13 protein-coding genes are annotated in these 14,365 nt (G+C 46.1%); 3 read left to right on the plus strand and 10 right to left on the minus strand.

The genetic code is table 11. The features are described from left to right. Positions 1 to 1,962 carry a cache domain-containing sensor histidine kinase gene (locus AC4E8D_RS22290; protein WP_490205221.1) on the minus strand — a complete coding sequence of 654 codons (1,962 nt, stop codon included), beginning with the start codon at positions 1,960 to 1,962 and terminating at the stop codon, positions 1 to 3. 93 nt (positions 1,963 to 2,055) lie between these two features. On the opposite strand from AC4E8D_RS22290, the gene AC4E8D_RS22295 reads away from it, so the two are divergent. From AC4E8D_RS22295 to AC4E8D_RS22305, 3 genes are all read left to right on the plus strand, one after another. After that, positions 2,056 to 3,360 (plus strand): ABC transporter substrate-binding protein, encoded by a 1,305-nt coding sequence (locus AC4E8D_RS22295; protein ID WP_339305114.1) that lies wholly within the window; start codon positions 2,056 to 2,058, stop codon positions 3,358 to 3,360. Positions 3,361 to 3,460: 100 nt separating this feature from the next. Next, positions 3,461 to 4,333 (plus strand): carbohydrate ABC transporter permease, encoded by an 873-nt coding sequence (locus AC4E8D_RS22300; protein WP_017687164.1) that lies wholly within the window; start codon positions 3,461 to 3,463, stop codon positions 4,331 to 4,333. Position 4,334: 1 nt separating this feature from the next. Next, the gene (locus AC4E8D_RS22305; RefSeq protein WP_076214249.1) at positions 4,335 to 5,159 is read left to right on the plus strand and encodes a carbohydrate ABC transporter permease; all 825 of its coding nucleotides are present in this window, start codon (positions 4,335 to 4,337) and stop codon (positions 5,157 to 5,159) included. A gap of 161 nt (positions 5,160 to 5,320) precedes the next feature. On the opposite strand, the gene AC4E8D_RS22310 is transcribed toward AC4E8D_RS22305, so the two are convergent. Genes AC4E8D_RS22310 through AC4E8D_RS22350 form a run of 9 tightly spaced genes read right to left on the minus strand, consistent with a single transcriptional unit; the run spans position 5,321 to position 14,361 of the window. Continuing rightward, positions 5,321 to 6,649: an MFS transporter gene (locus tag AC4E8D_RS22310; protein WP_036668528.1), complete on the minus strand. Its 1,329-nt coding sequence runs from the start codon at positions 6,647 to 6,649 to the stop codon at positions 5,321 to 5,323. 20 nt (positions 6,650 to 6,669) lie between these two features. Continuing rightward, positions 6,670 to 7,305 carry a TetR/AcrR family transcriptional regulator gene (locus AC4E8D_RS22315; RefSeq protein ID WP_076214243.1) on the minus strand — a complete coding sequence of 212 codons (636 nt, stop codon included), beginning with the start codon at positions 7,303 to 7,305 and terminating at the stop codon, positions 6,670 to 6,672. A 60-nt stretch (positions 7,306 to 7,365) separates the two neighbouring features. Then, positions 7,366 to 8,133 (minus strand): ABC transporter ATP-binding protein, encoded by a 768-nt coding sequence (locus tag AC4E8D_RS22320; RefSeq protein WP_047843824.1) that lies wholly within the window; start codon positions 8,131 to 8,133, stop codon positions 7,366 to 7,368. 12 nt (positions 8,134 to 8,145) lie between these two features. Next, positions 8,146 to 10,479 carry an ABC transporter permease gene (locus AC4E8D_RS22325; RefSeq protein WP_490205222.1) on the minus strand — a complete coding sequence of 778 codons (2,334 nt, stop codon included), beginning with the start codon at positions 10,477 to 10,479 and terminating at the stop codon, positions 8,146 to 8,148. Between the two features lie 35 nt (positions 10,480 to 10,514). Then, on the minus strand, positions 10,515 to 11,255 hold the full coding sequence (locus AC4E8D_RS22330; protein ID WP_339305119.1) for a thioesterase II family protein: 741 nt from the start codon (positions 11,253 to 11,255) through the stop codon (positions 10,515 to 10,517). A 25-nt stretch (positions 11,256 to 11,280) separates the two neighbouring features. After that, on the minus strand, positions 11,281 to 12,165 hold the full coding sequence (locus tag AC4E8D_RS22335) for a hypothetical protein (RefSeq protein ID WP_339305121.1): 885 nt from the start codon (positions 12,163 to 12,165) through the stop codon (positions 11,281 to 11,283). Next, positions 12,162 to 12,425, minus strand: coding sequence for an acyl carrier protein (locus AC4E8D_RS22340; protein WP_017687156.1), 264 nt, complete (start codon positions 12,423 to 12,425; stop codon positions 12,162 to 12,164). Before AC4E8D_RS22340 ends, AC4E8D_RS22335 begins: the two co-directional genes overlap by 4 nt. A gap of 15 nt (positions 12,426 to 12,440) precedes the next feature. Beyond that, a complete protein-coding gene (locus tag AC4E8D_RS22345) occupies positions 12,441 to 13,490 on the minus strand; it encodes an HAD-IIIC family phosphatase (RefSeq protein WP_237174322.1) in 1,050 nt (349 codons plus the stop codon). A 19-nt stretch (positions 13,491 to 13,509) separates the two neighbouring features. Beyond that, positions 13,510 to 14,361, minus strand: coding sequence for a 3-hydroxyacyl-CoA dehydrogenase family protein (locus AC4E8D_RS22350; protein ID WP_100526999.1), 852 nt, complete (start codon positions 14,359 to 14,361; stop codon positions 13,510 to 13,512). Positions 14,362 to 14,365 lie beyond the last annotated feature (4 nt).

Below are 14,365 nucleotides of genomic sequence, written 5' to 3' on the forward strand. Positions count from 1 at the left end.
TCAGTCATGCTCCTTTCGAATGGAACCGCCTATAGTAATCTGGACACCGCCGGAAGGCTTGTTCGTAATCTGCATGTGGGCTGCTGTGCCATACCATAATTTCAATCGGACCCATATATTCTTGAGTCCCATGCCGTTAATTTCGAGGTCAGGCATACGCTCCCACTCCTGTGACTGTTCGATATAATGCATGATCTTGGCAAGTGCCTCGGGTTCCATGCCAGGCCCGTTGTCTTCCACGTGGATCTGCCAGGTCTGCTGTACCGGATCCAACTCTCCAGTAATATTCAGTTTCCATGGAGGGGTATCACCCAGTCCATATTTCATGGCATTTTCGAGTAGTGGTTGTACCATTAACATTGGAACCTGAATATGTTGCATCTCATCCGGAATATGAAACTCATAGTGTAGATCATCCTCGAACCTAATCTTCATACACTCCAGATATCGCTCACAATAATCCAATTCTTGAGACAGGGGAACTCCGTTCTTACCCGGAGTAGAAATATAACGCAGCATAGACGCAATATTGGCACAGAACGCGACAATCTGCTCATTCATGCCTTCTTCCGCCATGATGCTAATATTAGTGATGTTGTTGTAGAGAAAATGCGGGTTCATCTGGGATTGCAACGCCAGTAATCTCGCTTCTGTCTCCTGAGATTTCATCGCCAGCCTGTCCTGAAAAGACTGTACAAGCTGTTGATTCAGCCGTATAAACGTATCATTCAGCTCATCCATCTCCCGAATAGAACCGGGATGCTCCAGCTTGAACAATTGACCGGAATCCTGACCCGATACCAGATCATTCTCACCCGTTTTCTGAATAATGCGCTGCAAACGATGCAGCGGCAAAGTAACCCTTTTGGAAATCAGATACGAGAGAACCAGAATCAGCATGAGAGTAGCTAACGTGGCACCGATAAACATCACAGCCATCCGATTGAGACTCGCGAAAAGGGATTGTTTGGACTGCATGACAATAACGGTCCATCCCGTCTCCTGTGACGTCATGTACGTCATCATTTGTTTGGACTGACTCAAAGGATCGGTAATCTCCTGCATCGTATCAGGTGGAAATGAAAGATTTTGAATCAAGTCCACATCATCGAAATGGCCTGCTTGAGAAACATCGGCATCCGAAGAAAGTGGATACAACCGTGTATTTTGTTCATCCACTACATAGATCCGAAGATCGTTGTTATTCGCCTGCAATTCATTCAAATGCTGGAACAGGGTTCCGGCATCCTGCAAAATCTCAACGACACCCTGGCTGACATAATTGCCATCTTTGTATACCCGGGTAAGCGAAATGTAAGGTTGATCCGATTTTCCCTCGCCGGTCGGCATGGGCAAAGCTCCGCCCTCTAACAATTGGATCACCCGCCAGCCACTCCGCTCCCAGGTTTCCTTGTACCACGGTCGCTGAGTCAGGTCTACCGACAGTTGACCGTTGAATGCACCCGCTCCCAGCATCTTGCCATTCACATCATAGATATTGGCCTGTTGGGCTGTGTTGGAGCTGCTGATGATCGCGAGAATGACATCAATTAGTGTGGTTGTATCCTTGTACAATGCCGGATCACTCGTCATTGTCTGCTCACTGCCTTCTGCTGGTGCCAAGTAGTGACTGAAGTGTTCTTTGACCAGATTGGAGTACACGATATTCATGGAAAAGTTGTTCATTTTCACCACTTCCTGATCCAAGTTACTGACGATGGATACCCCCAGTTGTCTCTGCTGTTCTTCACTTCGATGACGAATGTCACTTGCGAGAAAAACATACAGAAGCCCCGCCACAATCAGCGAAAAGATAATAAATACCGCAGAGTAATAGGCAAACAGACTTTGCTGAAGCGTTCCAAATCGATATCGCAATCCCCACACACCTCGTCCTATGATGATATCTGTCACACCATTCGAAAATGTCCACCCAACAGAACGCTTTTGTCTATTGAGCACATCCGCTGTTCACAGTAAAGTTATCCACATAAGAATACGCTTACATTAAGCGTTTCGGCAAGTGACAATTTTCTTTATATTCCGGGAGGTTCAATGATGAGAAAACGATTTCTATTTTCGCTTGCAAGTGTGCTCCTGCTCTCCACTCTGCTGCTTGCCGGGTGCAACTCAGGTAAAAGTACGGAAGGTTCGGGTAAGGTGACACTCACGTTTGGAACAAGCCAATCCGGTATTCCGCGTACAGGCATCATGCAGACGATGGCCAAGGAATATGAGCAGGAGACGGGTGTCAAAATTGACTTCCAGGTCGTACCTGACGCACAGTGGCGTGACCTGATCAAGGTGAAGCTCGCTTCTGGCGAAGCACCTGATATTTTCAATGTCGATGTGGACCCACTGAGCATGCCGGCTAACGTAAGACCGGAGGAAAATGCCATTGACCTGACCAATGAGGAATTCACAGGTCGGATGTCTGAAGAGATTTTGCCAACCGTCAGTCACAATGACAAGGTGTACGGGGTTTCTTTTGCGCCAACGAAAATCTGGTATGTGTACTATAACAAACGTATCTTCCAAGAGCTCGGTATAGAGCCTCCTACATCCTATGCCGAATTCAAGGCGATCAGCCAGAAAATTAAGGATAAAGACATTATTCCATTCTATCAGGCACCTGCCAGCGGGTGGTATCAGGTTCTGCCTTTGTTCGAAACGGGACCTAACTATGAGCAAACAACAGCGGGAACCTACGAGAAATTAAACAATAATGAGATGAAAGTCGCGGATATGACGCAACTCAAGACGGTCATTGAACAGTTGAAGGAATTTGCGGATCTCGGTTATTTCGGCAAAGACTTCTTGTCCAATACGGTAGAAGCGGGAATTGAAGCGTTTGGTCAGGAGAAGGCAGCGATGTTACTGCGGGTTCCAGGGACGGAAAAGGAAGTCTCCGAAGCGTATCCGGCAATGAAAGACAATATGGGGTTCTTCGTCATGCCGTGGGGAGATAATCAGACGATTGGTGTGAATCCGGGCGGTTCAGCTGCGATGTTTGGTAACAAAAACAGTAAACATCCCGAAGAAGTGCTGAAATTCTTCCGCTGGATTACCGAGCATGATCATCTGCAGCGTGTGTTCGATGAAGGTGAAGGCAATCTGACGATCTGTTGGCCGGAAATCGAACCAAAGCTGACACAGGACTATATTGATTATGAGAAAAATCATGAAAAAGGTACGGTCATGCAGGCCGCTGTGAAATACATTGATCCACAATGGATGGATATTGGCAAAGACTTGTCAGGCATGTTCGCCGGCGCAATGACACCGGATCAGATTCTGCAAAATATTGATAAACGCCGTGCTGAACAAGCCAAAGTGCTGAAAGATGAGAAGTGGCAGTAACCACGCATATTTCAGATAAACACAAACGCACAACAACGTTACATGTAGCGGGCGTTTGCCCGCTCATGTATTTTGGCAGGAAGGAAAGGTGTTACCGGTTATGAATGCAAACAAAATCTATCCCTGGTATTTCTCATCCGGAGCGATTGTATTATATCTGCTGTTCATCGTTGCTCCCGCCCTGCTGGGCATCTATTATTCCTTCACTGACTGGAACAGTTACAGTTCGGAGAAGAACTTTATCGGTCTGGAGCATTTCCGTACCATATTGGCGGGTGATCCGACCTATCTTCTTTTTATCAAAAACACAGTCCTCTTCACCCTCGTGACATCCATCGCCAAGACGGTTCTCGGCTTGTTTCTGGCCCTGCTGCTGGTCAGCGGTGTAAAGGCCGCCAATCTGCATCGGATGATCATCTTCTCCCCGCAGGTGCTGTCGTTCCTGATTGTTGGACTTGTGTTCAAAAGTCTGCTCGACCCCAACAACGGGTTCGTTAACGTAACCCTACGTTCCATGGGACTGGACGTTCTCGCCCAGAACTGGCTGGGCTCCCTGACCTGGGCCATGCCATCCATCATGGCAGTGGATACGTGGAAAGGCATGGGGTACATCATGGTGCTGTTCATCGCCGGACTACTCGCCATTCCACGTGATTATTACGAAGCAGCATCCATTGATGGCGCCGGCTTCGGGCAGAAGCTGTTCCGAATCACCATTCCGATGCTGATGCCTACCATTACCATCGCCACGGTGCTTAATATTACGTACGGGCTGAGAGTATTCGATGCCGTATACGTGTTAACCAACGGTGGCCCCGGTAACGCAACAGATGTCATTAATACAGCGGTCTATTCCTCTTTTGCCAAAGGATATTGGGGACTCGGAAGTGCGCTATCTACCATTCTGTTTGTCATCATGGCGATCATCTCCTTTTTCATCATTCGTTTGATGAACCGAAAGGTGGAATACTGACATGCGATTAAGAAAAAGATTGGCTTCGATCGGGTTAAATGTACTCGCCTGGCTGCTTAGCCTGGTGGTCCTGATTCCTTTTGTCGTCATTGTACTGAATTCATTCAAGTCGGACGCCGAGGCCAAAGTGCTTAAACTGACGTTGCCCGAGAAGTTTATTTTCGAAAATTACAAAATCGTCTATGAACAGGGACATTTGGGCGGTTCCTTTTTCAACAGCCTGCTGCATTCCGGGGCCTCTTCTCTGCTGTTAGTGTTTGTTGTGGCCTTCTCGGCCTTCACGTTATCCCGCAACCATTCGAGGCTCAGCAAGTTTCTGTACTTCTTCCTGATTCTTGGTATCACACTGCCGCTCAACTACATTCCGCTGATGGAAGTGATGAAGTCGATGGGCATGATCAATTCACATGTCGGCATGATTCTGCTCTATACGGCTATGGGGATTCCAATCTCGCTGTTCATTACGTATGCGTTTGTGTCTAACATCCCGAAGGAGCTGGATGAAGCCGCGATCATGGACGGATGTAATGGGATCAAGCTGTTCCTGAGAATCATTGTACCTTTGTTAACCTCGGTGCTGGTAACGGTATTTGTTCTTAATTTCCTGAGTGTCTGGAATGAGTTTACTGCCCCGCTCTATATGCTGAATACAGTGGAGATGTGGCCGATGACGCTGGCTGTATATAACTTCTTTGGACAATTCAGTGCCCAGTGGAATCTGGTCAGTGCCGATATCGTGCTCACGTCATTGCCTGTGTTGATTGTATTCCTCATTGGGCAAAAGTATATTGTAGGAGGACTAACTTCTGGGGCGGTTAAAGGATAAGCTCCACCGACAATCCAAATACACAAACGCATCTTGTCTAAGTACATCTGCTGACTCCTCAGCACAAAAAGCCCTTGTCTGCTCATCGTGTGAATAACTTCTTCGTACAGAAGAAGTATCACACGCTGCTGCGGACAAGGGCTTACGCAGTTGGATTCGAATTAATCGTGCGCCAACCCGCCAACATCGGATGGAGCTGTTATATCTGGGCTCTGCTCCAGAGATTTGATCATTTTCAAACGGGATGTGATTATTGCGATCAGAATAACAAACAGACCCGCGATGATAAACAGAAAGGCAATACCTCTGCCTGGCCCAGTTCCAATAATTTGACCAACAGACGAAGCCAGTGCTCCCCCCTCCATCAGCAACGGATTAAACACATGGTCGGCCAGAAATCCAGCCAAACTGTACGCGATAATAAACCCGAGTTGTGACAGAATACCAATGATTCCCCATACCCTGCCCTGCTTATCGTTGGCGATATTGTTTCGCACCAGCACATCTGCGCTCATATTGACAAACGGCAGCGATGACAGGAACAGGAAACCTGCGAAGATAATAAAATAAATATTGGTGGATATCCCCAGAAGCGAGAAAGATAAGCCGCACAAAATTAGACCCATCACAAGCACACTTGCATATCTCTTTGTTATTGTAAATATGCCGATGCACAAGCTGCTAATCAGCATGCCGATGGCGCTAACAGACTGAAACGTTCCAAGTGTCTTTGCATCCGTGAATGACAGAAGCATCGGACCAATGAGTGTCTCCAGGAATCCCAGATAAAAGGTGACAAGTGAAATAATCACCACCAGCAACAATACTCCCTTGTTGGTTACAACTTCTCTCCAGCCCTCTTGAATATCGGTGATCCAGTTTTTTCCTTCTCGATCCTCACGCTCCACCTTCATGCTCTTCCGAATAACCAGCACAGCCAGAATGGCAACCAGGAATGTCAGAATATTAATGACCAGAATGACTTCAATGGTTGTTATACTAAGCAAAATGCCCGCAATGATGGGTGAAAACAGAAACTTCGAGGATTCAGCCAGTTGTACAAGACCGCTTCCTTTCGAGAACTGATCCTTATCCAGCAGGTCCGTAGCAGAGGCCTTATATGCCGGGCTCTGCAACGCGGAAAACACGGAACTAAAGGCTACTCCCACATAGATATGCCATAATTGGATATCTCCTGTAAGCATAATGGACAGAATGAAAATCAAACCGGCTGCCGACCCCAGGTCGCCGATAATCATCATCGTTCGACGGTCGAATCGGTCTGCCAGTACCCCTCCAATAGGTCGAAGCAGGATATTCGGCAGAAACGTGAATAAGGTGATCAATGCAACACTTGTTGCCGTATTCGTTTTTTCGAAGGCATACACCCCCAGGGAGAAGGCTGTAAGTCCAATTCCAATCATGGAGATGAGCTGACCGAACCATACTACCAGAAACTTTTTAAATGATTTTTGAACAGTATGTTCCATGGATGATACTCCTTTCTCGGCTAACCTTGATTCGGAAAATAAAGACGAGTGACGTAGGCGAAGCTTCCTTGTTCTGCTCCCAGCACACGTTCCATAATATGTGTGAATGCTTCAACCTTTTTTTGGAGTTCTTCCTCCTCCCATTGAAAGATGCCTCGATCCAGCAAAAATTGTGACGATACGAGCAGGAATTCGATGGATTCCTTTGGGTTAGGTGTATGAAATACCCCCTCCTGAATGCCCTGCTCTACCACCTCGGCCAAGATGGGACTTAATCGAATTACCGTCTCTACAAGACTCTTTTGGTGCATCTCCACATTATGAACACTGTGCAATTGCTCGATGAGATCATGTTTTCTGCCATCAGGCTGATTCTGCGCCATCATGATGCGAAAAATTTTGTCATGGGCATTCAGTTTGGGATCGGACACCACGTGCCTGGCCGATGCCTCCCCGCTCAGAATAAAACGCATGACGATGGCGTTCATAACCTCTTCCTTGGACTGAAAATAATAATAAAATGTACCCTTGGCAATGTTGCACGCCTGTAGGATATCCATGACCGTAGCTTTGGTATATCCCTTTGTTACGAACAGAATCTCGGCCGCATCCAAAATCTCATTCCTGCGTTCTTCCGGGTTTTTTATCAGTCTCATATCCTGGCCTCCGATACGTTCGACCGACTGTCGGTCTATTGTAGTCATGAAGTTCTTTTTTTAGAACCCCATTTCAGTCAACCATTGCGCCAAATGGCTTTCCCTTGTTTTTAGATCCTGACGCTCTCTTGCATATTTCCCAATATTTCTGTCTGCAACCAGCTTACCGTCCATCATAAACAGCACACGTTCCGATCTGGCAGCGACTTTCACATCATGGGTCACCAGCAGAATGGTTGTACCCGTTGCATTAATATCGCCCAGAATATCCATGATCTCATACGTTGATTTGGAATTCAGTGCCCCCGTTGGTTCATCGCCGAATAGAATATCTGGATTATTAATCAGCGCACGGCAGATGGCAATCCGTTGAAGCTGTCCGCCTGAGGCTTGGGTGATGTTATGCCCAGCCAGCTCATCAATCCCCATTTTTTTCATTAATGACATTGCCCGTGTATTAATCGTTTCTCTGCTGCTATTCTTGGCCAGATACGCGGAAAGTACGATATTGTCTAACAGATTCAGATTCTTGAGCAGATGAATATTTTGAAAGATGAATCCCATCTTGGTCAAACGTAGACTTGCCAGATCCCTCTCCTCAAAAGCCGATATTTTTTTGCCATTAAAATAGACACTTCCAGCACTAATCTGATCCATACCACTTATGTTGTACAGTAAGGTAGACTTGCCTGAGCCAGATGGCCCCATGATGGAAACAAATTCTCCCTTTTTTAATTGAAGGTTGATATCTTTTAAGATGTTATGTTCTTCATTCTCGCCGATCGCTACGGATTTATTCACGTCTTTAGCCTCAAGTATAGTTGTCATCGTTGATCCTCCCTATTCGACAATCATTTTGGATATGCTTGTTTCCTTGATCGATTGGATGCTAATCCATGCTGTTAGTACAATCGTGCCTGCAAGTAACAATGGACACAAAATATATGCCTGTAACGGGTTAACAACAAAAACAATATTGGAAGCTCCGAACGTCGACATAATGGCACTAACCAGCAACGGACCCAACGTATTGGACAATATCGTTCCAGTAACAACCCCTAAGATTAATATGAGAAGTGACATTACGACATACTTGAACTTGATTTTAGACAAGGCAAACCCAAGGCTTCTCAGTACAGCAATGTCGTTGTTGTCCTTGGCTACTAACATCTGAAGGAACAGTGCTGTAATTAAAATAGATATGAAGACACCGATGACCAAGGCCAGCATCGTCACCAATTTCAATTGTTGGATGGTTCCGCCTAACGTTTGATCCAAATAACCTTGAAGATCGGTTACTTTGGCTGGCGAGAAAGCCGCCTCATATTCAGCAATTTTGGTAGCCATGTCCCCGCGATTATTCAGATCCAAACTGACCACATACCACAACACACTATCCTTGTTGTAGGGCAATAAGGCCTTCGCCGTTTTCCCACCATTTGTAACGTCCTGGTATATTCCGCTGACCGTCATCATCTGGTCCTTGCCATTAACCAGCAAAGTAAGTTGCTCACCAGTCTTCAGGCGCAGCTCGCTACTGTTGGCATCCGATAACGCAATTTCATTCTCGGTTGTTGGCGCATTACCGCTAACATAAGACAATGGGAAAATACTGAAATCCCCAGTTTCCACACTCAGATTGTCGTAACTTCCTTCCGCATTTTTAATCTTGAACTGGCTTGTTACCAATGGGGAATACGTTTTGATGTCTTTATCATTTTGGATCTGGGCAACCAGATTATCGTAACGCTGCTCCACATCGTCTGTGTGCCTCAAGTCAATGCGAATATCACTTTGTCCAACACCCATATAAGAGATAAAACTTGGCGCCTGCAAAGTGTTCAGGAAGTTGACCGGCACAATCATAATAAATGAACTGACTACAAAGACGAACAACAATAATCGGAACATCTTGATTCGCTGTATCACTTCCTTCAGACCAAGAAAGACAGGTACGGAAGACCAGCGATTGCGGGACAAACTAAGCCGGTTTCGAATGATCTGTGTATCTCCCAGGCTCCCGGTACGGAGAGCATCCACCGCGGAGATGGAACGAAAACGCCGCAGTACCGTTCGACAGAACAGAACAACCATGGCAAATATTATTCCAGCGGCTAATAACGGAATCGCGAAATGCAACAGGGTTGCGGGTGCTTTTCCCATATACAACATGATGTTGGAAACAAATAGTCTGTTAACGCCAAGTGATGCAATGTAACCAAGCACGGATGCGAATCCGGCCATAAATATATACTTCATCAGATACAGTCTCTTAATATCCTTCTCTGCGATCCCTATCGCTTTCATGACACTAATCTCACGATAATCCTCTTCGATGGTCGCAAGCATCGTGAATCGGATGCAAAGCATCGCGATCAGAATCAGCACAAGACTGACCAGAATAATAACGGCTGCAATAACTCCGTCGGTCATGGCATTCAGTACCTGGAATAGCCCATAGGTTACGACTGGGCCCGCATTGGGAAGTCCGGCATTTTGGTAAGCCTGGGTAAATTCACTCGTCAGTCCGGGATCGGTCAACCGGAATTCGATGAGATACTCCATCTCTCCGATGCCCTGCTTCAATTCCTGTAAATTCCCATCACTCACAATAAAACGTTTGGAGTGCACAACCGATGGATTCATCTGAGCATCACGGACAAAATCAACGATGGTGTAAGAACGCTTAAATTGACCATTATCGATCCGAACCTGGTCGCCCACGCTCAATTTTTTTTGCTGCATGTAATATACCGGAACCGCGATCTCGCCATCGTTAACCTGAATAATCTCACTATCTAGATTCAACAAATAGTCGAAACCCTGATTCTGTGTAACAAAGTCAATGTCCATAACGCTGTTCTTTTCGGACTCTGCTCCGAGAAACAGATTAGAGCCGTCAATGTTGACCATTTCCACAATCTGATGTTGCTGGACCATGGCATTTTCTTCAGCCCATGTGTTCACTTTGGCCTGATCGATCTCTCCGGCATGCATTTGCACAAAGTGTGGTGTTTTGGATTCAGAAAATAGATATTGGATGGAACTCGTCAGTTCCATAATCATTCGTGACCCCGAAGATACCAGCAAGGCGGCCAGCAGTACAAAAATAAATAAAGCAGCCGTAATCCCTTTTTTTCTCGTTATATCGTTTCTCAGCATTCGTAGCAGCATAAACGAACATGGCTCCTCTCATCTACAAGTTGTTCCTATTTATCTGGAGTCATAAAGCTTGTCAGACAATGCGCCACCGTTGAAGGTTGATGCATCATGAACATGTGAGCACCCTCTTTGATGGTTTGAAGCTTCATGGATGTGCCAAAATATCGGCCCCATCTCAACGCGGATTGAAGGGTAACGGTACCATCCCGTTCTCCCCACAGATACAACACCGGCAATGAGAGCGGCTCATATTCAAGCGTTGCTGCAGATTCCAGCATCCTGAAATCCGCCCGGATGACGGGCAGAAAATAATTCAATAATTCTTTTTCATGTATCAGTTCTTGCGGGAGAGCTTCATAGGAAAACAGATGATCAATCAGATTTTCGTCTGACATCCGATCATAATTCTGCATCCCGTATTCGTCAGGCGTGTTGCAGGCTGATAACACAAGCCGCAGCGTTTTAGCTACATCTGGACGTTCCTGATATAAGCGCTGCGCAACGAAGTAGGCTGTAATTCCTCCCAGACTATGTCCAAATAACAGACTGCCAGGCTGTATAACATCCAGCAGCTTGCTGGTATACAGTTCTACGAGTTGCTGCATATGCTCCAGGGGTGTTTCGGTGTTCAGACCATGACCCGGGGGCGTAAACGCCCAAATTTCCGTGTCAGGAAGGTACGGCACTAGGGGCTGAAAACTGTTGGAGTTGCCACCGAGATAAGGAAAACAGACCATTTGTCTGTTTCCCTCCCCCTTTTGTAGCTGCTCCAAGTAGATCGGTTCCATCACTTATCCACCACCTTAACCAGGCTTACTTTCTTTCCAGAACATATGCAGGGAATGTCTGAAGTGAATTATCCACATTTTTACGCTTGAAGATGACATGTATGACAATAGCCGATATTGCAAAAAAGAAGAATTGCATAATTTGAACTTGCGGATTAAAGTAGTACAAATCAATTTGACTTCCTGTGGCTACAAGCCAGAATGCAAGCAGATAAAACAGAAGTGTACCTTTGGTTGCATTGAAGATATAACTTTGGAACACGATAAATGCCATAAGCTGAACAACATAGTATATGTAAGTGGTTGAGGTGCCAAATGAGGAAATCAAGTATCCCGGAAGCACCCATAATCCGAACAACAGGCCGGTAATCAGACCACTTGTTATATTATTTTTTAACTTCCCTTGCAAGAATGGAAGCAAAAATCCGATCCAGCCAAACAGCCCACCAATCAGCCCCGTCTCCTTGATCAGATTCACAATTCCCAACCAGATCATTTCAGGTACACTATATGTCAACTCAGGGACCGGTATGCCGAATAACAAAGAACCAAAGTGCATTGTTGATGCAAAGATGATGGAAATTCCAATAATGAGCGGTATCCAGAACAGGTCCTGTCTGCGCGGAACCAGCTTCATAAACATTCCTTTTAATGCTTCCGTTCCGCCCATCACATAACATGTAATTAATCCGGCAATGGAAGGTGAATACAGAGCAACGATCGCAAGTGGATGCATCAAGGTTAACTCACCTGTTATGGGTACAATAAAATCCGCAAAGAACAAGAACAAACTTGCGATTCCATAACATGTGCCAAAGGAAATTCCCAAAAACAAATACATATATTTGTTGGACGGGCTGGTTGCCGGACTTGTGACTGGACGAATGGATGCCTGATTAGCTGTAATCATAGTGCCGCCTCCTTCTCAGTCAACTTTCTCTCAATAAGATCATGCAAACGGTTAATCGTGCAGAAATTAGCCAAATCCAGATCTTCATTTGCTATCTCAATCTGGAATCTACGCTCTACAAAGTCCACCAAACGCATCGCAAAGAGCGAATTGACGAACCGCTGCTCAAAATAATTGTCATTATCATTAATTTGAGTGTCCTCATGATCCATGGTGAGGTTGTTCCCGATAAACTCCCGAATTTCCTGACGATAATCCACTGCCCTTCCCCCTTGTTATTGATGTTGCCCCTCGGGCACTAAAACCTCAATGTAATCTGGAAACTCTACAGCCTGCTGTAAATCATGATGAAACAGTACTCTTCCTTCCTGATCTGCAGATTGCTGCTTGAAACCGGCAAAGCGGTAGCTGATATTCATCATCCGGTTCCTTCCGGTATCCCTGAAGTCCGCAAGCATCTGTTTGCCCTGCTTCTGAGCTTCACGCATGATATACGTTAGCAGTACACTCCCTGCTCCCCTGGACATCACTCTACAAGACATCAGAAGCATGTTTAGCCGCCATACTTTCTGCTGCATGTGAATAAGTGCAAGCCCAATTTTGCCATACGTCCCGTATTTGTCTTCGAGTTCACACACCAATAACATATGGTCCTGCGAGGTCATCAGTTGATGCAGCTCCTCGTAACTGTAGGTAATTCCCGTTGCATTTAGCTGATTGGTGCGGACGGTAAGTTCCTCTGCACGTTGAAGGTCATCCTCAGTAGCCTCGTAGATGGAAAATTTCATGCCCAGCGTAGCCAGAAATTGTTCTGAAGGTCCTGCATACTGTTCCTCAGCCTGTTTACGGAGTGTATCCGCCTGATACATCTGCCTTCTGCACGCAGAGTCGGCTGTAATGAATCGGGGCATCAGCCTGGGGTCATCAAGCATGGTTTCATATTGATCCGCATGAAGTACCTGAATGTCAGCATGTACACTTTGCACTTCTTCCAGTTCAAAAGGTTGATCATCCACAAACAGAATGGCATCCATGCCGATATTAATGTTCTGCTGAATCCGCTGAACAGAGACGGACTTCGCATCCCAATGGATTTCGGGATACAGAAAATATTCGGCGATGCCCAGTTCGTTCAGTTTCGCCCAAGCCAGCTCTGCATCATTTTTACTGGCAACAGAATGCAAAATACCTCGCTGGTCCAGTTTTTCAATCACCTCCTTTAAGCCCGGCTTCAGATGCACATCTGCAGATTCAAGCAAAACCCCATCCCATATGGTGTGGTCCAGATCCCAAACGATACACTTGATATCCTTGAGCTTTTCCATGGTCATGCCACCCCTCATCTTAGTAGGCATAGAATCCTTGACCCGTCTTCCGCCCCCACTGTCCTGCATCAACCATTTTCTGCAACATCGGACAGCATCGGAATTTGGGGTCCTGATAGCTGTCGTACAATACTTTCAATGAATGCACGACCGTATCCAGACCAATCAGATCCGCCGTCTCCAGCGGCCCCATCTGATAATTGAAGCCCTTCTTCATAATGGCGTCCACCTGCTCGGGTGTAGCGATTCCATCCTGTACAATGTACGCCGCTTCATTCATTAACAAGTGCGAGAGGCGATTAGAAACAAACCCGGGCAGATCCTCTATGACAACTGGACTTTTATCAAGAGTTTCCAAAAACGCTACCATCTCATGTTCCGTACCCTGTGTTGTATGATGTCCTTTGATCACCTCCACCATGGATTTAACGGGAACCGGATTCATCAGATGCACTCCAATGACTCGACCTGGGTCAGGCAAAAATGAAGCGAGCTTTGTCACGGAAATACAGCTTGTATTTAGCGCAAATAAAGCATCCGGACGAACCTTGTGGGATAGTCGTGCGTAAACTTCCTTTTTCAACTCCAGGTTTTCGGTTACATTTTCAATAATGATACTTGCCTCTTCCACACCTTCATCTTGTGTCTGGAACGAGATTCGTTCCATGATCTGATCCAGGGGCACCTGACCGTACCCTTGCTTCAGAAAGCAAGCTGAACGATATTCACGACGTATAACATCAGGGGCATGTTCGATGACCGACGCCGAAATATCCTGCAAAATTACACGATAACCAGCCCTCGCGACATCCAGTGCTGTGGCGCATCCCATCACCCCTGCGCCAATGATTGCAATGAGTCGATTATGCACACCT

This window comes from Paenibacillus sp. SRL342 (assembly GCF_984798905.1).